Here is a 23,787-nt window from a genome sequence, read left to right on the forward strand (position 1 = left end):
CTTGGCTTGACCAGGAATCCAGGATGCGTAAAGGTATAGTTACCATGAGATATGAGCCTCTTGCAAAAGTACATGTTATGTAAAATATAGCAAAAAGCTCATTTTGTAAGTGGCTGATATTAAATGATATTTTGGGGGCACTATAATTGCTTGATTTGAGATTTGCAAGAGGCTCATATATAAAGAAGATACCGTATTTTTTCCTATTGCCAAGTGGTAGTGAAGGTGTACGCTTGAAGTGAAGCTGATGTTCGTGCCTGATGCTTTTTCACGGCCAAGTTGACAAAATCAACCTGATTGAATCAATATAGTATGTGGAGCAAATTGCAGGAAGATACAGGTGTAGATAACCGGCTATAAACGGCAAGAGGAAGAGATGGATAAATATAAGAAAGATGCACAGCATCCGGCCAAAGCGGCCTTTGAGGCATTCAACAAGATATGTGAGGAGTTTGAGCAGACACGGGTTGAACGTATCAGGTGCTGGGAGTACTTCAAGTGTGAGCAGGCAAAGACGGGGAGTTGCTCTGCCTTTACGAAGTCTGCCGGTAGACGTTGCTGGCTGGTGGCCGGTACGTTGAGCGGAACGGAACCTGACTGTCCACGTGCCAAGGCGCTCAAAAGCTGCAAGGAATGCGAGTTCTATCAAAAGATTAAAAAAGGTGAGTTCTGATACGTGATGAGGTTGTTTAACATGCCCTGTGTACGGCAGTAATGTCGGTGCAATGAAACGGGAAAAGGAGGTTTAAAATGTCTAAAACGATTGAACTGTATAATTTGCTAAAGGACAAGATAGGTGAAGAAGCTACAAGTGTTTTGATTAATGCCTTTGATGAAGGAACGGAAAAAGCCAAGACTGAAGCGGCTACAAAGGCCGATTTGCAAGTGTTGAAAGCGGATACAAAGGCCGATGTGCAAGTGTTGAGAACAGAGCTGAAAACAGATATACAAGCGTTGAGAACAGAGATGCAAGCGTTGAGGACAGAGCTGCAGGTGTTTAAAACAGATATAGAGGGAAAGTTGGAGGCAAAGTTGGCTGAACTAAAGGCTGATATTCTCAAATGGACATTCCTGTTCTGGACGGGACAGTTGGTAGCCATGGCCGCATTGCTCAAGTTTTTTGGCGGACATTAGAGTTCATCGCCAAAGTAGGGAAAGGGAGATTTAAAATGTCTAAAACTATTGAACTGTATAATTTGCTCAAAGACAAGATAGGTGAAGAAGCTACAAAGGTTTTGATTGACACCTTTGATGAAGTATCGGAAAAAGCCAAGACTGAAGCGGCTACAAAGGCCGATTTGCAAATGTTGAAATCAGAGACGAAGGCCGATTTGCAAGTGTTGAGAACAGAGATGCAAGCGTTTAAGACGGAAATAGAGGCAAAATTGGCTGAACTAAAGGCTGATATTCTCAAATGGACATTCCTGTTCTGGACGGGACAGTTGGTAGCCATGGCCGCATTGCTCAAATTTTTTGGCGGACACTAGAGTTCATCGCTTAACCATGCAAAGCAGCAGAGACGTCGTACCCGTAACTCCAAACAAGGCAGCGTTGCTTCAAAAAACCTCCGGAGCGCCCGCCGGCATCAAAGCAATAGATGCAAAGTTGCACCACATGAGCAAGGAGTTGACCACCATCTCAAAGGATACCGAAAACGAATTCCTTGACTTGGGAGTAAAACTCCAGAACTTTTCAATCTCCTGTGATACCAACAGCCAACAAGCCGCCACTATGGTGCAATCCATAGAAAGTGGCAGTGGCTTTAGCGCCGTGGCCTTGATGGACCTCTTTATGGAGGTCTATCGCGAGATCGAAACCAGCGGCAACATCACCATCAACACGAGAGCCAGTCTGGCAACGCTCAATGACGACCTGCAAAAGATACCTGCCCTGACGCTATTCCTGAAGAAACTCGCCCACTCCATTACGGTCATAGGCACCCTGATACGGATAGAGACCGCACGCATAGCAGAGGCAGACTTTAACGTTATGACGGGAGAGGTTGACAGACTCGCCAGCCAGATCGCCCAGGGTACGCAGGAGATAAATACCTCCATAAAGGAGTCCAATACCTACGTGCAGACTATCTGCGCAAACATGGAGCCGTTCATAGATGCCTTTGATGCAAACCTCAACACAGCGAAAGAGCGGATTGAACATATCGTCTCCGACCTCAGCTACATGGACAAACAGGCCAAGTGGTTGTGTGAGCGCATTGGCACCCGGGCATCTGAAATAACCCCACAGATAGGGCATATTGTCTCCTCCCTGCAGTTTCACGATATGACAAGGCAGCAGATTGAACACGTCTGTGAGGCATTTGAGGATATATTAATAAAGGTAGACAGCCACTCCTCTGATGACGAAAAGGATATAATCATCTTACACAGATGGGCCGTGGACGCATTAAAGATTCAGGTGGCACAACTCAATCTGGTGATGCAGCAAACAGAACAGGCCTTCGACGGTATATCAAGGCCGCTGCTGCGAATATCGGAGTTGGTTGAGGCCCAGGCAGAGGATGCCAACTTACTCCTGGAGGAGGAACAGAGCGGCAAGAATAAACTCCTGGCTGTCGGCACGGTGCTTGACGCCCTTGTCAACATCCTTACCGTTGCCAACAACATGACGCAGGATGTGATGACCTACGTCAACCTTACGGCCGGGAAACTGGAGGGCTTGACCTCCCAGGTGGCCAGCATCGAGACCATCAGCGAAAGCATAAACCTCCTGGCCCTCAATGCCATAATAAAGGTGTCACGCATCGGGGCAAGCGCCAAGGGTCTCAATGTGTTAGCTGAGGAGATCAGCAAACTCTCCACCAACGCCAAGGGTAAGATCGCAGACGGCACCGCCGTCATAAACGCCATACTGGCAATGACATCGGACTTCAAGGGCACCCTGAGTGCTCATCTGACCCAACAGGTGGAGTCCTCCGTACAACTGGCCAAACAAACCCGGCAAGCCATTAGCGAACTGCTTGCAAGTGACGAGCAGCTCATAAGATCAATGAACGAAATATCAAAAGGGACAAAAAAGCTCAAAACGGAGATAGAAAAGGTCGTAGCAGGTATCACGTTTGAAAAGATCACCAAAGATCGCCTGTCAAGCGTCATTGGTGCCATAGAGCAATTAATCGTTGATATAACTGCATCGATCCCCGAGCATGATGAAAACGACATAGAGTATGCCCCCGACCTGACTGACATGCTAAAACGCTACACCATGCAGTCGGAGCGCATCATGCACGAAATGGCCCTGGCCGGCGAAGAGGCCTCACATCCCTCCGGCACGGAACTCGACATGTGGGGCGATGGCAGCACGGACAAAAAAGACGACGACTCAATGGGTGACAACGTTGAGCTGTTCTGACGATATATATAAGGAGGTTTTTTATGACGGAAATAACTTTCATAGAGGAAAAAGAAGAAAACTCAGGTAGTTTCGGAGGCTATAACGCTCGTGCGGAAGGATATTCTATATTCACGCAGGGTGAGACAATGGATGAATTGAAAGAAAACATAAAAGACGCCCTCAGTTGTCATTTTGATAATGAAGAAGATATACCTCAGATAATAAAGCTCCATATAGTATCCGAAGAGACTTTTGCTTATGCCTAATCTCCCAAGAAATATGTCAGGTAAAGAATTTGCGAAACTACTGAGAAAATATGAATACAAGATAACAAGACAAAGAAGTAGTCATATAAGAGTAGTAAATAGTTTTACAGGTTTAGCAAATCATGTTACAATACCGAATCATTCTGCGATTAATATATAATGATAGAATTTATAGAAAAAAATGCACTAAATCGCTTGGAGGACATTTAAGATGGAATTTACGATAAAGACACCCAACAAAGAGGGGCTGGTGACGCTGGATGAGGAACTGACTATACAGAACGCCGTGGAAATAAGGACTGTGCTCATGAAGGCTATCGGCAGCGTAAGTCATACCGTTCTGGATATGAAGGACGTTGTCTCCGTGGACGTGTCGTTCCTTCAGATCGTAGTTGCGGCGTTGCACAGTGCCGAGGCGTCAAGGAAGACCATAGGAGTTGTCAACAGCGCACAGGCATTCAGAGACGTGGTTGAGCAGAGTGGCTTTACACACGTCGTTAAGAATCTGTTGAACGAAAAATAAGAAAAATTATTGTTAGAGATAAGGAGGGTTATATTATGGGCAAGACTATAATGACGGTGGATGACTCGGCAAGTATCAGACAGATGGTTAGTTTTACCCTCAAGGGAGCGGGGTATACCGTTGTTGAGGCCGTTGATGGTAAGGACGCACTGGTTAAGCTCGGTACAAACACGGTGCAGATGATTATAACCGACCTCAATATGCCCAACCTCGACGGCATAGGACTCATACGTGCCGTGAGGGCCAATCCGGCTTTTAAGTTCATACCAATAGTCATGCTCACCACGGAGTCGCAGGACACCAGGAAGCAGGAAGGCAAGTCCGCCGGGGCCACGGGCTGGATCGTCAAACCATTCAAGCCGGAACAACTCCTGGCGGTCATAAAGAAGGTGCTCGGATGAGCGACGAGGGACTTGATAAGGGCAGAGAGATATTCACGGAGGAGGCCAATGAGCTTCTAACCGAACTAGAGACGTCGTTACTGGAACTTGAGGAAACCCCCACGGACGAGGAGCTTATCGGGCGCGTGTTCAGGGCCATGCACACGATAAAAGGCTCCGGGGCAATGTTCGGCTTTGAGGACATCGCTCACTTCACCCACGAGGTTGAGACCGCCTTTGATATGGTCAGAACCGGCAAGATGCTCGTTACCAAGGAACTGATGGACCTCACCCTGCGCGCAAGAGACCAGATACGTGCCATGCTCGATGGCACCTCCGTCGATGAGGCCGTATCAAATGAAATCATCGCCGCCCTGAGGGCACTGATGGTTGGCTCGGTTGTGGAGGCTGAGGAGCCTCAGGGAGAAGAGACCGATGAGCAGCAGAAGCCGCCCAGAGCAGAACTCAAAAAAGAGGAGGACGAGTCGGTAACCTACCGCATCCGTTTCAAGCCGCACAAGGAGCTGTTCCTGACGGGTTCAAATCCGCTGCTGATGCTTAACGAGCTGCGTGAACTGGGCAACTGCGTGGTTATTGCCCAGACTGACGCCGTCCCTGACCTCAGCGCCATTGACGCCGAGGCGTGCTACACCTCCTGGGATATAGTGCTGACCACCACCGCAGCCCAAAACGCCATAAAAGACGTCTTTATATTTGTACAGGACATCTGTGACCTGAGCGTTGAGGTCATAGAGGCAGACAGTCATATGTTGGAGGAGGAGAGGCACCTCAAACTCGGTGAAATACTGATATCACGCGGTGACGTCTCCCTGGCAGAGCTGCAGAAGGTACTGGGTAAGCAGAAGCGCGTCGGAGAGATACTCGTAGACTCCGGTATCGTTAAAGAGGACCAGATACAGTCGGCCCTGGTAGAGCAGCAACACATCAAGGAAGTCCGTCAGCAGCGTGCCAAGCAGGAGTCGATGGCCAGCATCCGGGTGCCATCGGAGAAGCTCGACGGCCTGGTAGACCTCGTCGGCGAACTCGTTACCGTCCAGGCGCGTCTGACGCAGACCTCCGCCGCCTTTGGGGATTCCGTGCTGTCGCTGATAGCCGAAGAAGTAGAACGCATCACCTGGGAACTCAGAGACAGAACCATGGGCATACGCATGATGCCTATTGGCGGAACCTTCAGCAAGTTCAAACGCCTGGTACGAGACCTCTCCAGCGAACTGGGCAAGGATATCGTTATGACCACCGACGGCGCCGAAACCGAACTGGATAAGACCGTCATAGAAAAACTCAACGACCCGTTGGTTCACATCATCAGAAACAGCATCGACCACGGAATCGAATCCCCCGAGGTACGCGTAAAGGCCGGTAAACCAAGACACGGCACCGTACACCTGGCCGCAGGACACTCCGGGGCAAACGTCGTGATCCAGATCGACGACGACGGCGCCGGACTTGACACGGAGGCAATACTCAACAAGGCCATCAAAAACGGCCTCATCACACCGGAGACCGAACTCTCTGAAAGGGAGATTTTTTCGCTAATCTTTGAGCCGGGCTTTTCCACCGCCAAGAACGTCACAAGCGTCTCGGGCAGGGGCGTGGGGATGGACGTCGTAAAGAAAAACATAATGGCCCTCCGGGGCACCGTTGACATAAAGAGCAAAAAGGGCGTCGGTTCAAGCATAACGCTGAAACTGCCCCTCACCCTGGCCATCATAGACGGACTGCTGGTCAAGATCAGCGATGACTTTTATGTCATCCCCCTGTCGGTGGTGCATGAGTGTGTGGAGTTGACACGCGAGGACATCGAAAAGTCACACGGACGGCATATCTCCTACGTTCGTGGGGCCATAGTGCCCTATATACGCCTGCGCGAGTACTTCATGCTCGATTCCCCGGTGCCGGAGGTGGAGCAGATAGTGATCACGGAGGTGGATGACCAGAGGGTCGGCTTTGTTGTGGATTACGTGATCGGTGAGCATCAGACGGTTATCAAGTCCCTCGGAAAGCTGTATAAGACCATCGAAGGCGTCTCCGGGGCAACCATCCTGGGAGATGGCACCGTGGCGCTCATCGTCGATGCCCCCAAGCTCGTCAGTGCCGTGAAACTCGATGGCGTGGAGGCCGTTCAGTGAGTCTATGACATAGATAATTTGTATAAGGAGGCTGAGACATGTCTGCAACAATAAAGGCCAAGTATTTTCAGGGTGGATTTATCCCCTTGGAGAAGGTTGAGTTTCAGGATAATGAGGAATTGATTATCATGTCAAGGGCTGAATATCTTGAACTCCTGGAAGATCTAGAAGACCTTGCCGCTATTGAGCAGAGAAAAGACGATCCTCTGCTATCCATGGAGGAAGCAGAAAGGCAATTAAAGCCTGATGGCCTGCTATAAAATCTTACGAAATGATTTACAAGGTTTACTTACAGGATAAAACAATAGTTATATACAAATCATGTTAAAATTAATGTACCGTTAAACAAAAGGAGGTAACATGGCCGTAGAGACAGTACAAGAGCAAATGCAAGAACAAGAACAAGAGCAAGAAGAAGATATAGATTTTCTACAGATCAAGGGATATATAACGGACAGTCAAGGAAATAAGATATCCGCCATTGTTGACATTGAGGAGTTAAGACGTGTAGGGGAATTGATAGAGTATCATTACTGTATGAGGATACTGGCGGAGAGAAAAGACGAACCCACCTATGATTTTGAGGAGTATAGTGAAAAAAGGAGGGCGGAATTTAATGCACAAACTGATACATAGCTCCGGTGCTGAAAGAGATATACAACGTTTAGAATATCAGACATTCTTGCGGATAGATGATGCCATACATGCCTTGAAAGAAAACCCATTCCCCTATCCACAATCAAAGAAGCTGGTGGCATCAAAGATACGGCGATTACGTGTTGGTGATTACAGGATTTTTTATACGGTTGATGATGACGACAAGGTCGTAACCATATTACACGTCTATCACAGAAAAGACGCATATTAGTCTTAAATATGTTACAATAAACAAATAATCTACACAGGAGGTAAGACGATGGCTGTAGCCAGTATCACAGAGACAATGCAGTACCTAACCTTTAAGCTGGCAGAGGAGGTGTTTGCCCTTGACATCACCAAGGTGAGGGAGGTGCTTGAGTTCAGCAGCGTGACCAAGATACCACGGACGCCGGGGTTTATGCGCGGGGTTATCAATCTGCGCGGCAGTGTGGTGCCGGTGATAGACATGCGACTAAAGTTTGGCATGACCCAGACGCAGAAGTCTGTCAACACCTGCGTGATAATCGTGGAGATAACCCTTGGCGCTGAAAAAACGGTACTTGGCGCCCTGGTAGACTCCGTGCAGGAGGTCATTGAGCTTGAACCCGAAAAGATAGAGTCCCCTCCCAACATCGGTATGCACATGAGCACGGATTTTATCAAGGGGATGGGCAAGCGCGACGACGTCTTTATAATCATCCTCGATATTGACAGGATTTTTACGCTCGAGGAACTATCGGAGTTCCACAGTGCAGGCAAGGCATTGTCTGACCAGGATCGCCACGGAGCGTCAAACAACTAAGGAGAGCAATGGTAGAAGAGGTACAAGACGATATACGTTTTTTAAAGGCATCGCTGTCGGAGAAGGACTTCCAGCGCCTGAGTCATTTCGTTCACACGGAGGTGGGCATCAAGATGCCTCCGGCAAAAAAGACTATGTTGGAGGCCCGTCTACAGCGCAGACTACGTTCCCTGCAGATGAGGAGCTTTACCGATTACCTGAATTTTGTCTTCAGCCCCGCAGGCTTTGAGAGTGAACTCGTACATCTTATTGACGCTATAACGACAAACAAGACCGACTTCTTCAGGGAGCCTCAGCACTTTGAATACCTCGTCAACAAGGCACTGCCGGAACTGATGAGGACACAAGGGGCCGGTATCAGACGTAAACTGATGGTCTGGAGTGCCGGCTGTTCCACCGGAGAAGAACCCTACACGATGGCAATGGTACTGAGCGAGTTCAGCGAAAAAAATGATACCGATTTTATGATTATCGCCACCGATATATCCACCAAGGTGCTGGATAAGGCCAAATCCGCCATATACGAGGAAGAACGGGTCATTCCGGTACCCAATAACCTCAAGAAAAAATACCTCCTGCGCAGCAAGGACAAGAGCAAGGGGTTGGTGCGGATCGTACCCGAATTGCGCGAACTTATCAAGTTCAGACGCCTCAATTTCATGGATTCCGACTTCGGATTCCGCGAGACAATGGACGTGATATTCTGCCGGAACGTCGTGATCTATTTCGATAAAAAAACGCAGGAACAGTTGTTGAATCGCTTTGCCAGATATCTGGCACGTGGCGGATATCTGTTTATGGGACACTCGGAGACATTAAACGGGCTTAACGTACCATTTGTCCAGGTGGCGCCAACCATCTATCGACTACCTCATGGGCGTTGATGAGTGCGAGGGCTTGCCGGAGAGGCCACTACGGGAGGGACTGCAACTGCCAGGACTATCCGGTCAATCCGGCCTGTCGCTGGTGTATCTCAATCCCGGGCAGGTGCTTATGACCGACAAACCAACGATTGTCTCGACGGTATTGGGTTCGTGTGTGTCGGTGACCATGTTTCATGCGACCAGGTCCTATGGGGCCATATGTCATGGCATGTTGCCAGATTGTAATGGTAGGGATTGCTACGATTGTGCTGAGAAACTCAAATACGTTGACTGTTGCGTGACGCACATGGCCAGACACTTTGAGAGGGTTGGCATCGGTCTCAGGGGGCTTGATGTAAAGCTCTTTGGTGGGGCTGAAGTCCTGCCGTGTGGGAGCAAGGGCAGGAGACGAGACAGCGTCGGTAAACAGAACATCGAAGCGGCACACAAAATACTATCACAGTTGGGACTGACTCCTTCGGTTACGGATACGGGAGGTGCAAACGGGCGTAAGATACTGTTTTACACCCACAGTGGCGATGTATATTTAAAGCGTCTAAGACGGCAGATTTTATGATTGACATTCATAATAAATTTTTAGCGAGGTCTTTAAAGAAATTATGAAAAAGATAAGAGTACTTATCGTGGATGACTCGGCGGTGGTGAGGCAGACGCTATCGGATATCCTGTCATCCGACCCGATGATCGAGGTCATGGCCACTGCCTCCGACCCCTTTGTGGCAGCCAAGAGGATACAGGACGAGGTGCCAGACGTTATAACACTTGACGTTGAGATGCCACGCATGGATGGCATCACATTCCTGAAAAAACTGATGACTCAGCATCCCATCCCCGTAGTGATGTGTTCATCGTTGACCGACAAGGGTTCGGAGACCGCACTCAAGGCCATGGAGTACGGGGCAGTGGAGATAATCAACAAGCCCAGGCTTGGTACCAAGCAGTTTCTTGAGGAGTCCCGTGTGACGATATGCGATATAGTCAAGGCTGCTGCCAATGCCCGCCTCAGGCGTCCGATGCCGGAACACAAGGTGGCGCCAAAACTCACGGCTGATGCCATGCTGCCCAAACCCCCGTCAAATGCCATGATACAGACCACGGAGAAGATCATCATCGTGGGGGCGTCCACGGGCGGGACGGAGGCGCTGAGGGTCTTTCTGGAGGAGTTCCCCGTTGACTGTCCGGGGATCGTTATAGTGCAACACATGCCGGAGCACTTCACTGCCGCCTTTGCAAAGCGTCTTGACGGCATATGCCGGATATCCATAAAGGAAGCGGCTGATAACGACTCAGTTGTCAGGGGCAGGGCGCTCATCGCCCCCGGTAACAAGCACACGCTGCTCAAGCGCAGTGGGGCACGGTACTTTGTTGAGGTCAAGGATGGTCCGCTGGTGAGTCGTCATCGGCCATCGGTTGATGTGCTCTTTCGTTCGGCGGCCAGGTATGCCGGCAAAAACGCCGTGGGTGTGATCATGACCGGCATGGGCGATGACGGCGCCCGCGGAATGCTCGAAATGAAAGAGTCAGGCTCTTACACCATCGCACAGGATGAGGCCTCGTGTGTCGTCTTTGGAATGCCAAACGAAGCCATCAAACGCAACGCCGTTGACAAGATTCTCCCGCTGGATAGAATCACCAGAGAAGTCATGAGGCTCTGCGATTGACCTTCAGGTTTATTCATCCCGGAGGAAATGGTCAGGACGATAAGCAGAAGAGTATAAGTAGCTATAACAACAGAAGAAAAGAAGGAGGGTGGCTCCGCCCCCTCCTCAGACCTCCCCCGCAAGGGGACCAGTCCCCTTGACCCCATAAAAATGCCACGTCTGTTGTATTTAATCCAATCGAAATCTGCTATAAACTTGGCGATTGACAACATTTTGCGTTTATGTTATCGTAAAAGCTAAAGATGAAAAGTACAAACGTATAATTCAAGATAACAAGGATTAGTCTGGAAGTTTTGCAAGAGGTTCTGACGTATAAAACTAATAAAGGAGGAGTCATGAAACAGACGCTGCTAAGTATCTTTTTGTCATTGGCAATAATATCGGGGATAAGCACTCGCTGTTTGGGCGTTGAAACGCTCGTAATAGAGGGAACGGGTGATAGTCAGGATTTGCTGAGGGTTTTGGCAAAGGCATACGAAAAAAGCCACCGTGGTACAAAAATTGAGATACCCGATAGTGTTGGCACCACTGGCGGTATAAAACTTACAGCCGAGGGAAAGTGCGTAATGGGAAGAACGGCACGTAAATTGAGAGACAAGGAGAAAGCGTACAACCTCAACTACAAGGAATTTGCATATAGCCCCGTTGTTTTTATAGCAAACCTCGACAACAAAAAACCTGATAATCTTAGCACGGAGCAAATTATAGACATATTCTCAGGAAAAATTACCTCATGGGAGGAATTGGGCGGTCAGGGGCAACAGATATATGTCGTTAACAGACAAGAGGGAGACTCGGGAAGGGATGTGTTGGAGCAAAACATGGCCGGTTTTAAGGATATAAAAAAACTTGCCGGCAAAACAGTATACACCACGCCTGAATCTGTTGATATATTAAAACAATATAAGAACACCATTGGATATGTGCACATTTCCATGGTATTAAACTCCGGCTTGACAGTCTTGAAAGTAGACGGTATCTATCCTTCAGTCAAGGATGTTCAAAACGGCAGTTATAAATTAATGTCGCCATTTGGACTTGTATGGAAAGGGGAACTTACCGGCCTTGCAAGAGATTTCATGGATTTTCTTTTTACTAAAGAAGCTCAGACAATTATAATTAAAAACGGAACTGTCCCGGCTAAAACACAATAATGATCTTATCACTAAAAAGCAAAATACTGATATCTCATTTTGGCGTGGTTTTATTCGTAGGGATAGCAATAGGGGCAAGCGGGGTTTATTTTATCTCAACCCACGTTAATGTTGACGAGGTGAAGCACCTGCAATTTATGGCTAACATGATGAGGTTTCGGATACTTGAGGGTATCGCCAATAAAACATCCCTGTTGCAACGGATATTGGAGGGCAGGGAAGTGGATTTTTATATACAGAGATATCAGGAACCTGTCCTTGTACAATATCTTGCCAGATTTTCAAGAGAATTTCCCGTGTTAAGTTATATAAATACTGCCGGCTCTGAGGTGGAGGAGGTAAAGGTTGTAAACGGAACAGTACATAGAGGCGACAACGACATAAGGGATTCCTCCATGTTCAAAAAAATAATGACAGAACCAGGCAAGGTTATTATCCCGGACATGCAAAACAGTACCGAGCTTGGTAAACCTACATTGACTTTTATTATGCCAAAATATAGTTTTTTTGGTGATAAAATCGTTGGATTTATAAAGGGCAGTGTACCCCTTTACGATATCACAGATGTCCTGTCAGATGTAGAAGTAGGAGAGACCGGTTTTTTCCTGCTATTAAACAATGAAAACAAGATCATATATCCCGACAGTAAGCACAAGACTATAGGCAAATTAATTGACAATGCGATTAATAGCAATGATTTAATCATAAAACCCGCATCGTTAGCAAAAGATCCAAACAGGGCATTTGTTTTAGGAATTGACAGCATTGTGGTTTCTATTGCAATCGAAGAGGTCAAATGGTTATTAGTAGTAGTGATGCCCTATTCAGAGTTCATAGCAGAGGCAAATAAAGTTAAATATATCACCTTTGGTATATTAACTATAGTGTTAATTATCAGTGGAGTTATTTTTACGTTTATAACAAACAACATAACAAACAACATCGTCAATCCGCTTAAGAGATTTATTGCGTTTACAGATATGGTAGGGGGGGGGAATTATTCGCGAATAACCGACATTCGTTCAAAAGACGAGATCGGTGTTTTAGCAAGGTCGTTTAATAATATGCTGATGGAGTTGGAAAAAGCTCAACAGGCCCGCGACATGCATCTTGAGGAATTGGAGACTACCAATGAATATCTCAAACAAAGCCAGGCTCAACTTGTGCACGCAGAAAAGATGGCCTTGCTTGGACAGTTGGTAGCCGGTGTGGCACATGAAATAAACACGCCTGTAGGCATTGGCATAACGCTGTCCTCGGCTATTGTCAAAACAACCGGAGATATAATGGCTGCCTTCAACAATAAGTCTCTTAATAAGATGCAACTTGAGCAATACATTACCAAGGTGGGAGAGGGTAGTTCCGTTGTATTAACAAACCTTCTTCGCGCTGCCGATTTAATTAAAAGGTTCAAAATGGTATCTACTGACCAGTTGACACAGGATAGGCGCAAATTTAAGGTAAAAGAGTATTTAGAGGAAATACTGATGAGCCTTAAGCCAAAGCTGAAGGGATATTGTCATAAGATTGAAATCAAATGTTCAGAAGACGTGGAGATGGATAGTTATCCCGGGGCGTTAGCACAGATAATAACAAACCTCCTGCTGAATTCACTTATACATGCCTATGACCCTGATGACAAGGGCAATATAATAATTGAGGTCATAGAGAAAGAAAGAGAAGTTGTTGTACAATACAGTGATGATGGTAAAGGTATGTCTGCAGAGAATCTAAAGAGGATATTTGAGCCTTTTTTTACAACGCGGCGAGGGACGGGCGGCACCGGTCTTGGTTTGCATATTGTGTATAATATAGTGACACAGACCTTTGGTGGACATATCGAGTGTAGAAGTATTGAGGGAGATGGAACACGATTTATAATCACTTTCCCTGTTATGGCATTGGAGACAGCATGATTGATATTGTGAAATAATGGGGTCAAGGGGACTTCTTCGTGCCAGGGGTGGCTCACCCCTCCCCTTGCAGGGGGTTCTGAAGGGGGGCGGAGCCGCCCCTTTCTTTCTTCTTTTGTATATAATTAATTATGGGCAGGTACTTATAGGACAGTTGGCTTGGAGCATAGAGCATCAAGTCACTAAAATTGGAGAATGCGCTTATGACAGATACCTTTAGTTGTGTTCTGATTAGGGTCCGGCTTTATTTGATAGGAATATTTGTATTTGGCAGCGTCCTGATTGCGTTCTGCCCGCTTACTTTCAGCCTTGCCCATGCAGCAGAAAAGGGTGATAATGTAACTAAAGATTTAGAAAATCTCAGCCTGGAAGAACTAATGGACGTAAAGGTAGTCACCGTTGAGGGGGCATCGAAATATGAACAGCCGGTGAAGGATGCGCCTGCGTCAGTGAGCATTGTAACTGCAGACGACATCAAACGCTATGGGTACCGCACCTTGGCCGATATCCTGCGTAGTGTTAGGGGGTTCTATACGCGCTACGACCGTAATTATGAGTTTCTGAGCATGCGGGGTTTCTCCAGGCCGGGTGATTATAACAGTCGTTTCCTGCTTTTGGTGGATGGACATCGGATCAATGATAGTATCTTCAATACCGCCTTTATCGGAACGGAATTCCCCGTTGACGTGGACCTCATAGACAGGGTCGAGGTCATACGCGGGCCAAGCTCTTCGATATACGGTGCAAATGCCTTTATGGGTGTTATCAATGTCATAATGAAAAGAGGAGACGATATTAAGGGTATGGAGGTCTCTGGTGAGGCTGGTGGATTTGGCACTTACAAGGAGCGTTTGAGCTATGGCAAGAAATTTGACAATGGACTAGACGTTCTTGTTTCAGGTTCAAACTATAACAGCAAGGGACGCAGTTCACTGTATTATAAAGAGTTTGATGGTCCTGATACTAATAATGGAATTGTCAGAAATGCTGATGGGGATAAGTATCACAATGTTTTTTCCACAATTTCAATAAATGGTTTCAAGTTACAGGGTGCTTATAGTTCAAGGGAAAAGAAAATTCCTACTGCCTCATGGGGAACTGACGTCAACAATCCTGAATCCAAATCCATTGATACAGTGGGTTATATTAACCTGGAATATGAGTATAAAATTGACGATCTGTCAAAAATCACGTCAAATATATATTACGATGACTATCGGTACAGAGGCACGTATATGTATTCAGGGATAGCAAATAAAGAGCTTGATGTTGGTCAGCGTGCAGGCGGCGATGTACGATTCATGACAAGAATGTTTACAGGACATAGTATTATTTCAGGTGTAGAATTTGAGAATAACATCCGTCAGGATATGCTCAAATATGATGATCCGTCATATAATGTAACTTTTGGTGTCAAAAAAAATTCTCAAAACTGGGCGCTCTATGCACAAGATGAATTCAGGATATTCAAGAATCTGATATTGAATTTTGGCTTACGCTATGATAAATATACTACTTTTGGAAGTACTATAAACCCACGGGTAGCACTTATATACAATCCTCTTGAACAAACAACTATTAAGCTCCTTTATGGTAAGGCATTTCGTGCCCCAATCCCCAGTGAACTTTATTACAATGATGGCAATGTAACACAAAAAGCCAATCCAAATCTACAACCGGAATTAATAAAGACATATGAACTTTTTCTTGGTCAATCTTTGGGACAGGGATTTCTTGTAGAAGCCTCGTTATTTTACAACGATATCAAAGACCTTATTACGATGGAAACAGACCCTGCAGATGGCCTTCTAGTATATAATAATGTTGAAAGGCTTATAACAAAAGGAGTTGAACTGCAATTAGAGAAAGTATGGGACAATGGGATTGAAGGGACAATTGGCTATACCTACCAACAAACCAAAAACGCACTGGCCAATCAGACCGTGGTCAATTCTCCGACACACCTGATTAAGGCAAAGATGATGGTTCCCATAGTCAAAAACAAGATATTTGCTGCTATCGAAGAACAATACACTAGCGATCGAAAGCTACTGGACGGTTCATCAGCCAGTTCTTTTTTTCTGACCAATTTTACGTTATCGTCTGCAAATTATATTAAAGCAATGGAGGCATCCATGAGTGTTTACAATCTGTTTAATAAAAAATACTCAGACCCTGCGTCATATGAACATTTGCAGAGTGCTATCGAACAGGACGGCATATATTTCAGATTAAAAGTGACCTGCAAGTTCTAAATAACGGAGTATAAATGTTTAGAACATTAGGGTTAAGAATAATGGGGTCAAGGGGACTGGTCCCCTTGCGGGGGAGGTCTGAGGAGGGGGCGGAGCCGCCCTCCTTCTTTATCTTCTGTTGTCATAGCTACTTATGCTCTTCTGCTTAACGAAACCAGAGAGACGGGAAATGGGTTTTTGCAGTAAGTATGCAGTCGGCTTGATACTCCTGCTGGTTATATCAACGCTTGTTGCTCTGCCTGTGCCGGCAGCGGAGCGGGAATTCGACGAGTATGAAGTCAAAGCGTTTGCTATCTATAATCTGGCAAAATTTATCGAATGGCCGGATAACTCTCTTGGTACTGTCTCAACCCTGACTATATATATCATCGGAGACAATCCTTTCAAAAACTTTCGTGATGCAATGAGGGACAAATCGATACACGGTAAGACAATTGTGGTCAAAATTATCAATTCACCTGCCGACATCAAAGATACCGGCATCCTTTTTATTTCGAGATCGGAGAAAGACCGTCTCCCAAATATCCTCAGGGGCATATCCAGACTGCCTGTTCTGACCGTAGGCGATACACAATCCTTCGCAAGCAGGGGCGTTATGGTCAATTTTTATCTTGAAAACGACAAGATAAGGTTTGAAATAAATATAGAAGCGGCACAAACAGCCGGACTGAAAATCAGTTCAAATCTCCTGAAAATGGGGAAAATCATCGCACCCTCTGCAGAGTAAAGAGAAAGAGGAAATGAGTATGAATGCAAAACAGTCTATCAGGCAGAAGCTGATGAAAATCAGCATGTTGGCAGTCTGTATTGCCTTGTTACTGGCTGGCACCCTGTTGATTGCAACCGAAATAATCGTCTTCCGGCAGTCATTGATTGAAAGAATCGGCGTAATGGTGGAGACTATTGGCACAAACACCACGGCCTCCCTGACGTTTAACGACCCAAAAACGGCTGAGGAGACCCTGTATTCACTGAAATCCGCCCCACATGTTACTTGTGCTGTCCTTTATAATCGTGACGACAAGGTTCTGGCACTATACAATCGCGATGTATCGGGGATGGACTGTTCCCATCACCAGATCAGACAGTATGACTATCATATGGGATTGAATCATCTGGATGTTTTTCATCGAATCATGCTTGACAACGAAATCGTCGGCACGCTTTACATGAAGTCTGACATCAGGGAGATATATCACCGAATCAAGTGGTATGTGGTTACGATCCTCATAGTTACGATGCTATCTATTGCCACGGCCTTCCTGATAATGTCGCGCCTACAGAAGATCATCACAAAACCCCTGTCCGAAATGACCCATGTAATGTTAGCGATTTCAGAGAGCAAAGATTATTCGGCGCGGGTCGATATTCAGAATCAGGATGAATTTGGCCTTTTGGGCGAAAAATTTAATGAGATGCTGTTGCAAATCCAGAAACGCGATGCCGATCTTGCACTGCATCGGGAAAACCTTGAGCAAACGATAGCCACCCGTACATCCCAATTATACAAGACACTTGATGAATTAAAACAAAGCCAAAAACACCTGATTCAATCTGAAAAGATGGCATCACTTGGGCAGTTGGTAGCCGGTGTGGCACATGAAATAAACACGCCTGTAGGCATTGCAATAACGCTATCCTCGGCTATTGTTAAAACAACAGGTGATATAATGGCTGCATTCAACAATAAATCTCTTAATAAACTGCAACTTGAGCAATACATTAACGAGGTGGGAGAGGGTAGTTCCGGTATATTAACAAACCTGCTTCGCTCTGCCGATTTAATTAAAAGGTTCAAAATGGTATCTACAGATCAGTTAACACAGGACAGGCGAAAATTTAAGATAAAAAAGTATTTAGAGGAAATACTGATGACCCTTAAGCCAAAACTTAAGGATTACCCTCATACTATTGAAATAAAATGTCCGGAAGACGTGGAGATGGATAGTTATCCCGGAGCATTAGCACAGATAATAACAAACCTCCTGCTGAACTCTCTCATACATGCCTATGAGCCTGACGACAAAGGCAATATCACAATTGAGGTCATAGACAAAGAAAGAGAAATTGTTGTAGAATATATAGATGATGGCAAAGGTATGTCTGCAGAGAATCTAAAGAGGGTGTTTGAGCCTTTTTTTACAACACGGCGAGGGTCAGGCGGCACCGGACTTGGATTACATATTGTGTATAACATAGTGACACAGACCTTTGGTGGACGTATCGAATGTAACAGTATTGAGGGAGAGGGAACAAGATTTATAATCACTTTCCCTGTTAGTGAACTGGAGAGGGCATGATTGACCATAATGATGACGACAGCTTCTTCTATCAGGAGGGCAGGGTAAGCAGTTTTTCAGAGACGGCCCAGAGGTGGAAGGTAATGATAGTAGACGATGAGCCGGAAGTGCATACAATGACGAGATTTGCGTTGAGTAATTTTGCCTATGAAGGCAAGTCTCTGGATTTTTTAAGCGCCTACTCCGGCGGTGAGGCAAAACATCTCATTGCTGAAAATCCTGATACTGCCGTTATGCTTTTAGACGTCGTGATGGAAGACAGTCATTCCGGACTACATACCACGAAATATGTCAGAGAAGAGTTGAAGAACAATCTTGTACGGATTATTCTAAGGACAGGTCAACCCGGACAGGCCCCAAAACAGGACGTCATTGTTAATTACGATATCAATGATTACATAGAAAAAACCGAATTAACAATAGACAAGTTTAACATAGCAATGATCTTGTCCTTAAGGACATACAATGACATTATAACCATAGAGAACACAAAAAGAAGCCTTGAAAAAGCAATCATGGAAAAAGAGGCATCCATTGCTGCCAACTCTGCCAAGAGCCAATTTCTTGCCAATATGAGTCATGAAATTCGCACCCCTATGAATGCCATTATCGGATTGACGGAACTTGTCCTGGATACGCAATTACAGCAACAGCAAAGGGAGTACCTCGAAGCAGTGCTTAACTCAGCCAATGCCCTTTTAGTGCTCATAAACGGCATCCTGGACCTTTCAAAGATTGAGGCTGGTAAGCTGGAGCTTGAGGAGACGGAGTTTGACCTTAGGCAATTAGTGGAAAACATATGTGCTCCACTTGCAGTTCAGGCACACAAGAAAGGACTGAAACTCTCAAGCCACATAAAGCCTGGGGTACCTCTGAAACTCAAAGGCGACCCGGCCAGACTTGGGCAGATACTTTTTAACTTAGTGGGCAATGCGATAAAGTTTACCGTAACGGGTGAGATATTGGTGGAGGTGCAACTGCAGCCGGATAATACGGATGATAAATCGGCCTTGCTGCATTTTGCGGTAACAGATAGCGGCATAGGGATACCTGCATCCAAGTTTAACCAAATATTTGAGAGTTTCTCACAGGCAGACGACTCAACGACAAGAAAATATGGTGGTACCGGTCTGGGCCTTACCATAGCAAAACAGTTGGTTGCGCTTATGGGTGGCAGAATGTGGCTGCAAAGCACCGAGGGTAAGGGCAGCACCTTTCATTTTACCGTCGGCTTTGGCCTGAGTGACAACACTCCGGAGACGTCCGTATATAATAACATGAAGGTGCTTTCCAGGCACCCTGAAAAAACAGACGGGATGCTGCCAAAACCTCAAGCGCCTCAGGTTACAGAGACCTCGTGTCGCATCCTGCTTGTTGAGGATAACATAGTAAACCGGATGGTTGCCGGAGGGATATTAAAACAGCACGGCTATACCGTAACGGAGGCAGTGGATGGTGAAAAGGCTGTTGAGCTGGTTTCCGAGTTAATGTTTGATTTGATTCTTATGGACGTGCAAATGCCGGGAATGGATGGTTTTGAAACAACAAAAATAATAAAGTCCTCTGAAAGCACCCGTCATATTCCTATTATTGCAATGACCGCTCATGCACTAAAAGGAGACAGGGAGCGTTGTATAGAGGCGGGAATGGACGACTATATTACGAAACCGATTAATTCCAACGAGTTGATTAAAATCATCAAGAAATATACCCATAGAGAGTAAACACCGGAAAGTTTTGCCGTATCCTCTTAAAAAAGCATGGTAAAATTATTTTTGTGGTTTAAAGACATGGATTCCAGCTTTCGCTGGAATGACAATAATAGCCTTTTCCTAAGTGTGTCATTCCTGTGTAAACAGGAATCCAGAAAGCGTAAAAACGTAGTTACCCTGAAATATAAAGAAGATACGATTTTTATATGAAATGTATGGTAATATATTAATGGACATGATGAATTAACATGAACCCTGAACTGACAGTGTCAGGATACTGAGGAGGTATACATAATGGAAAACGTCTCAATCCACGAGATCATAGAGATGGCGCTCAGAACGGAGAAACTCGGCTTCTCATACTACAGCGAACTTGCACAGAAGTTTAAAAAAAACGATGAGTTACACGCCCTCTTTAACAACCTCGCCCAAAACGAGGTTGCTCACGCCGCCAGATTCACAAAGCTCAAGGAGTCCCTGCAGCAGGAGCAACTGGAGAACTGGCCGGAGGTATCTCAGTACATGAGGTCGTATGTGGAATCTGCCTTTTTCATGGGGGCCAACAAGGCCGTCCCGCACATGCAAAACATACAAGACCCCAATGCCGCCCTGGGCCTGGCCATCGCCTTTGAAAAAGAAACCCTCCTGTACTTCTACGGCATGGCCGACGCCATCAAAGACAACAAAGACCGACACGTACTCGATGAGATAATCAAAGAGGAAAAAAGCCACATTGTCACCTTGAGCGACCTCAAGGAAAAACTCTCCAAGGCTGCAGGCAGGTAAACACGTATCTGCTTAATCTCTCATGGTGGCTATACTGAAATGACACAGGGTTTTTCAGGCATTATAATGTAGTGTGAAATAATGGGGTCAAGGGGAGCAGTCCCCTTTTATGCGGGGGGGAGCAGTCCCCTTTTATGCGGGGGGGCGCTGACCCCTTTTATGCCGGGGGTCGCTGACCCCTTTTATGCCGGGGGTCGCTGACCCCTTGACCCCGTAAAAATGCCACGTTTGTTGTATTTAACCCAATCGAAACGTGCTATATACGACAAAGTAAATTTACCGTGATTACAACCTCCAATGGTTTTAATAAAAATAGCATCTGTGGTATAATGAGATATGGACTTCATGCAGATAGTGGATGCCGTAAAAGAGGTAGGACTTGTCCCGGTGATTGTAATACTGTTGATCTTGCTTCACTTCAAGCATGTGTCCAGACTTGAAAAACAAAATGAGAAATTAATGGGCACATTATTAAAGATATTGGAGGAAAACAGACATGGAACTAAGATGGATAGTAGATATAATACTCCTGATAACGTTCATAGTGGTCGCCTTCCTGACAGAGAAAAAGATAGACAGAGTAGACAAGTTGATTGAAGAAAAATTGGATAAATTTTAGAGCACGTTCACGAAAAGGGACGCTCTCGTGTTTTAAATCTTTTCAATTATGTTTACTTAGGATTAAGAATAATGAGAGGTCGAGGGGGCTTCTTCGTGCCCGGGGCGGCTCGCCCCCCCCTTTCCTGTACCTCTTTATTTCGGTTCCTTTTCATTTCAAGTGGGTAACTTTGCCTCCCTTTGTGAAAGCACCTTCACATGGCGAAAAAGACTTCACGTTCTTGCATGTCTACGCCGCTGATCCGCACGGATAGCTTGCCGCCAAAGAAGAAGCGCTTCTTTGTCCGGATGCCCTTTATCGACAGATCGGCCTCGTCATAGACGTAACTATCACCAATCATCGCCGAGATGTCCAGAAAGCCGTCAACGAAGTAGTCATTGAGCCTCACCTTCAATCCACCGGCGTTGACGCCAACGATACTGCCCTCAAGGGTTTTGCCAACCATTCCCTTCATCAGCCACGCACGAAGGGCCTTGAGCGTCTCGCGCTCAACGTCATCGGCAATCCGCTCACGGGCCGACGAATGAAACGCTATGTCGCCAAGGGCGGCCTCAAATGCCTTCAGCTTTTTGTCAGAGAGGCGTTTGTTGGCTATAACGTCCCGCAAGACCCTATGCACCACAAGGTCGGGATACCGCCGGATGGGCGACGTAAAGTGTGTGTAGCACTCCGATGCCAACCCAAAGTGCCCCACGTTCGTCACCGAATACCGCGCCTGCTTGAGACTCCTCAGTACGAGGTAGTTTATAAGCTCCTCGTATGGCCCACCACAAGCCTTGCCGATCAACCGTGGCATGTCACGCGGACTCAACCGCTGTTTGCCTACACTGATCAAATGCCGGGCTACCTTGATGATATCAATCATCTTGCGCTGGTCAGGCTCCTCATGTATCCTGTAGAGCGACGGGACACCGGCATCGGCTATACGCCTGGCCACGGCCTCGTTTGCCGCTATCATAAACTCCTCAATGAGCATATGGGCGGGATTGCGTCTGACACTCACGATCCCCTCAAGGTTGCCCAGGATGTCAATGATGACCTCCGGTTCGGGCAGGTCGAAGTCCAGACTGCCTCGCTTCATCCTGCGCCGCCGCAGGGCCGCACAGAGTTCCTCCATAAGCTCAAAGTCGCCCAGGAGATAGCTATAACGCTGCCTGAGCGCCTTATCGCCATCGTTGAGCATCCGTGAGACGTCCGTGTATGTCATCCGCTCGTTGCTGTTGATGACGGAGGTGTAGCATGAAACGCCTGTGCACTGTCCCTCAGCGGTAAAGGCCATCTCAACCGTGAATGCCAACCTGTCTCTTTTGGGTCTGAGACTGCACAGCTCCTCAGACAGGCGCTTGGGCAGCATCGGGATCACCCTGTCGGGGAGATACACGCTTGTGCCCCGCCGCCTGGCCTCCACGTCTATGTTGGACTCCCAGGGGACAAAGTGCGACACGTCGGCAATGTGGACGTAGAGTCTGTAACCGTCAGGGGTCTTGACAATCGATATGGCGTCGTCAAAGTCCTTTGCCTTTTCGCCGTCGATGGTCACCGTGTTGAGGATTCGCAGGTCGTGCCTCTGTGCAATGATATCCGGCGTGATGTGGTGAGGCAGTTGCCTGGCCTCCTCCGAAACCGTCGCAGCAAACCTCTTGGGCAAACCAAACTCTTCCACGATTGAGTCTATTTCGGAGACGGGTGCGTCGGCCACCTCAAGCACCTTCAATATCTTACCCACGGCGGGGGCATCGTCGGAGTCGTACTGCTTGATCTCAACAATGACCGTATCCCCCTCTTTGACCTTGTCCTTCTTGAGCTTGGGAATGTCTATTGTAAAGGGGATGGAGCGTTTCTTTGGCTGTACGTAATACCTGCCTTTGTTGCACATCAGTCTGCCAACAACGTTTGCATGGGCACGCTGCAATATCTTGACGATCCGGCCATCCCTCCTGAGGGGATTCTCAATCACGGCAATGACCCTGTCGGCATCCATTGCTCCCATCGTCTTTCGCTGCGGGATGAAGACGTCACGCTCTCCGGGTGTCTCCAGTACCACAAAGCCATAGCCCTCCCTGTTGGCCTCAAAATATCCCGTGGCAATGGCGCTCTCATGTTTCTTGTCATACAGTCCGCCGGGGGTAACGGCTATGTCGCCATCTCTGACCATCTGCCGGAGCATCTTCTTTAGCGAGCTGGACTCCTTCTTGGTAGTGCAAAACTCCTTGGACATGACCCTGAAGGACACCGGCTTTTTTCTGGATTTTATGTATGCGCTGAGGGATTCTCTGCTGATCATATGGGCCTAGCAGACCACCTTGTCAAGAGCTTCATAGCGTTTCTCATTGTTACTTTTATTTTCAAAAGGGATATAGTCAAACATATATTTTATATTAATCAATTT

General features: G+C 46.7%; 25 protein-coding genes. 24 read left to right on the plus strand and 1 reads right to left on the minus strand.

Features of this window, described 5'->3' with window-relative positions; genetic code table 11:
• Positions 1-376: 376 nt before the first annotated feature.
• The 24 genes from Mcas_RS03705 to Mcas_RS18005 all read left to right on the plus strand — a co-directional run bounded on the left by Mcas_RS03705 (position 377) and on the right by Mcas_RS18005 (position 21,376).
• Positions 377-673, plus strand: coding sequence for a two-CW domain-containing protein (locus Mcas_RS03705; RefSeq protein ID WP_040334135.1), 297 nt, complete (start codon positions 377-379; stop codon positions 671-673).
• A 77-nt stretch (positions 674-750) separates the two neighbouring features.
• On the plus strand, positions 751-1,134 hold the full coding sequence (locus tag Mcas_RS03710) for a hypothetical protein (protein ID WP_040334136.1): 384 nt from the start codon (positions 751-753) through the stop codon (positions 1,132-1,134).
• A gap of 35 nt (positions 1,135-1,169) precedes the next feature.
• The gene (locus tag Mcas_RS03715) at positions 1,170-1,487 is read left to right on the plus strand and encodes a hypothetical protein (RefSeq protein WP_040334137.1); all 318 of its coding nucleotides are present in this window, start codon (positions 1,170-1,172) and stop codon (positions 1,485-1,487) included.
• Between the two features lie 16 nt (positions 1,488-1,503).
• Positions 1,504-3,372, plus strand: a complete 1,869-nt coding sequence (locus Mcas_RS03720; RefSeq protein WP_040334138.1) for a methyl-accepting chemotaxis protein — start codon at positions 1,504-1,506, stop codon at positions 3,370-3,372.
• Positions 3,373-3,395: 23 nt separating this feature from the next.
• Positions 3,396-3,620 carry a type II toxin-antitoxin system HicB family antitoxin gene (locus Mcas_RS03725; RefSeq protein ID WP_040334139.1) on the plus strand — a complete coding sequence of 75 codons (225 nt, stop codon included), beginning with the start codon at positions 3,396-3,398 and terminating at the stop codon, positions 3,618-3,620.
• Between the two features lie 13 nt (positions 3,621-3,633).
• A complete protein-coding gene (locus Mcas_RS19135) occupies positions 3,634-3,780 on the plus strand; it encodes a type II toxin-antitoxin system HicA family toxin (RefSeq protein ID WP_353740382.1) in 147 nt (48 codons plus the stop codon).
• 51 nt (positions 3,781-3,831) lie between these two features.
• Positions 3,832-4,143: an STAS domain-containing protein gene (locus Mcas_RS03730; RefSeq protein ID WP_040334140.1), complete on the plus strand. Its 312-nt coding sequence runs from the start codon at positions 3,832-3,834 to the stop codon at positions 4,141-4,143.
• 35 nt (positions 4,144-4,178) lie between these two features.
• Positions 4,179-4,544 (plus strand): response regulator, encoded by a 366-nt coding sequence (locus Mcas_RS03735; RefSeq protein WP_040334141.1) that lies wholly within the window; start codon positions 4,179-4,181, stop codon positions 4,542-4,544.
• Entirely contained in the window at positions 4,541-6,673 is a 2,133-nt protein-coding gene (locus Mcas_RS03740; RefSeq protein WP_040334142.1) for a chemotaxis protein CheA, read from the plus strand. The genes Mcas_RS03735 and Mcas_RS03740 overlap by 4 nt, the downstream gene beginning before the upstream one ends.
• Before the next feature lie 38 nt (positions 6,674-6,711).
• On the plus strand, positions 6,712-6,933 hold the full coding sequence (locus Mcas_RS03745; protein ID WP_040334143.1) for an antitoxin family protein: 222 nt from the start codon (positions 6,712-6,714) through the stop codon (positions 6,931-6,933).
• 100 nt (positions 6,934-7,033) lie between these two features.
• Positions 7,034-7,309 carry a hypothetical protein gene (locus tag Mcas_RS03750; protein ID WP_040334144.1) on the plus strand — a complete coding sequence of 92 codons (276 nt, stop codon included), beginning with the start codon at positions 7,034-7,036 and terminating at the stop codon, positions 7,307-7,309.
• Positions 7,290-7,541 carry a type II toxin-antitoxin system RelE family toxin gene (locus Mcas_RS03755; RefSeq protein ID WP_040334145.1) on the plus strand — a complete coding sequence of 84 codons (252 nt, stop codon included), beginning with the start codon at positions 7,290-7,292 and terminating at the stop codon, positions 7,539-7,541. Before Mcas_RS03750 ends, Mcas_RS03755 begins: the two co-directional genes overlap by 20 nt.
• Before the next feature lie 48 nt (positions 7,542-7,589).
• Positions 7,590-8,114, plus strand: coding sequence for a chemotaxis protein CheW (locus Mcas_RS03760; protein ID WP_040334146.1), 525 nt, complete (start codon positions 7,590-7,592; stop codon positions 8,112-8,114).
• 8 nt (positions 8,115-8,122) lie between these two features.
• A complete protein-coding gene (locus Mcas_RS03765; RefSeq protein WP_040334147.1) occupies positions 8,123-8,998 on the plus strand; it encodes a CheR family methyltransferase in 876 nt (291 codons plus the stop codon).
• Positions 8,952-9,554, plus strand: coding sequence for a chemotaxis protein CheD (locus Mcas_RS03770; RefSeq protein WP_156033094.1), 603 nt, complete (start codon positions 8,952-8,954; stop codon positions 9,552-9,554). The genes Mcas_RS03765 and Mcas_RS03770 overlap by 47 nt, the downstream gene beginning before the upstream one ends.
• A gap of 43 nt (positions 9,555-9,597) precedes the next feature.
• Positions 9,598-10,659 (plus strand): protein-glutamate methylesterase/protein-glutamine glutaminase, encoded by a 1,062-nt coding sequence (locus tag Mcas_RS03775; RefSeq protein ID WP_040334148.1) that lies wholly within the window; start codon positions 9,598-9,600, stop codon positions 10,657-10,659.
• 335 nt (positions 10,660-10,994) lie between these two features.
• Positions 10,995-11,813, plus strand: a complete 819-nt coding sequence (locus Mcas_RS03780; RefSeq protein ID WP_040334149.1) for a substrate-binding domain-containing protein — start codon at positions 10,995-10,997, stop codon at positions 11,811-11,813.
• The gene (locus Mcas_RS17385) at positions 11,813-13,729 is read left to right on the plus strand and encodes a sensor histidine kinase (RefSeq protein ID WP_081853581.1); all 1,917 of its coding nucleotides are present in this window, start codon (positions 11,813-11,815) and stop codon (positions 13,727-13,729) included. The genes Mcas_RS03780 and Mcas_RS17385 overlap by 1 nt, the downstream gene beginning before the upstream one ends.
• A 200-nt stretch (positions 13,730-13,929) precedes the next feature.
• A complete protein-coding gene (locus Mcas_RS03795) occupies positions 13,930-15,981 on the plus strand; it encodes a TonB-dependent receptor plug domain-containing protein (protein ID WP_052566825.1) in 2,052 nt (683 codons plus the stop codon).
• Positions 15,982-16,150: 169 nt separating this feature from the next.
• Complete coding sequence (locus Mcas_RS03800; protein WP_052566826.1) at positions 16,151-16,708, plus strand: YfiR family protein; 558 nt, start codon at positions 16,151-16,153, stop codon at positions 16,706-16,708.
• A gap of 19 nt (positions 16,709-16,727) precedes the next feature.
• Entirely contained in the window at positions 16,728-18,281 is a 1,554-nt protein-coding gene (locus Mcas_RS03805) for a sensor histidine kinase, YfiR-like protein-associated (RefSeq protein ID WP_040334151.1), read from the plus strand.
• Positions 18,278-20,005: a response regulator gene (locus Mcas_RS03810; protein ID WP_052566827.1), complete on the plus strand. Its 1,728-nt coding sequence runs from the start codon at positions 18,278-18,280 to the stop codon at positions 20,003-20,005. Before Mcas_RS03805 ends, Mcas_RS03810 begins: the two co-directional genes overlap by 4 nt.
• 282 nt (positions 20,006-20,287) lie before the next feature.
• A complete protein-coding gene (locus Mcas_RS03815; RefSeq protein WP_040334152.1) occupies positions 20,288-20,779 on the plus strand; it encodes a ferritin family protein in 492 nt (163 codons plus the stop codon).
• 345 nt (positions 20,780-21,124) lie between these two features.
• Positions 21,125-21,376, plus strand: coding sequence for a hypothetical protein (locus Mcas_RS18005; RefSeq protein ID WP_156033096.1), 252 nt, complete (start codon positions 21,125-21,127; stop codon positions 21,374-21,376).
• Positions 21,377-21,591: 215 nt separating this feature from the next.
• Here Mcas_RS18005 and rnr read toward each other — a convergent pair whose 3' ends face one another.
• Positions 21,592-23,682, minus strand: a complete 2,091-nt coding sequence (rnr, locus tag Mcas_RS03820) for a ribonuclease R (protein WP_040334203.1) — start codon at positions 23,680-23,682, stop codon at positions 21,592-21,594.
• Positions 23,683-23,787: the final 105 nt, after the last annotated feature.

Origin of the sequence: Candidatus Magnetobacterium casense (assembly GCF_000714715.1) — a bacterium.
Taxonomy (GTDB): Bacteria; Nitrospirota; Thermodesulfovibrionia; order Thermodesulfovibrionales; family Magnetobacteriaceae; genus Magnetobacterium; species Magnetobacterium casense.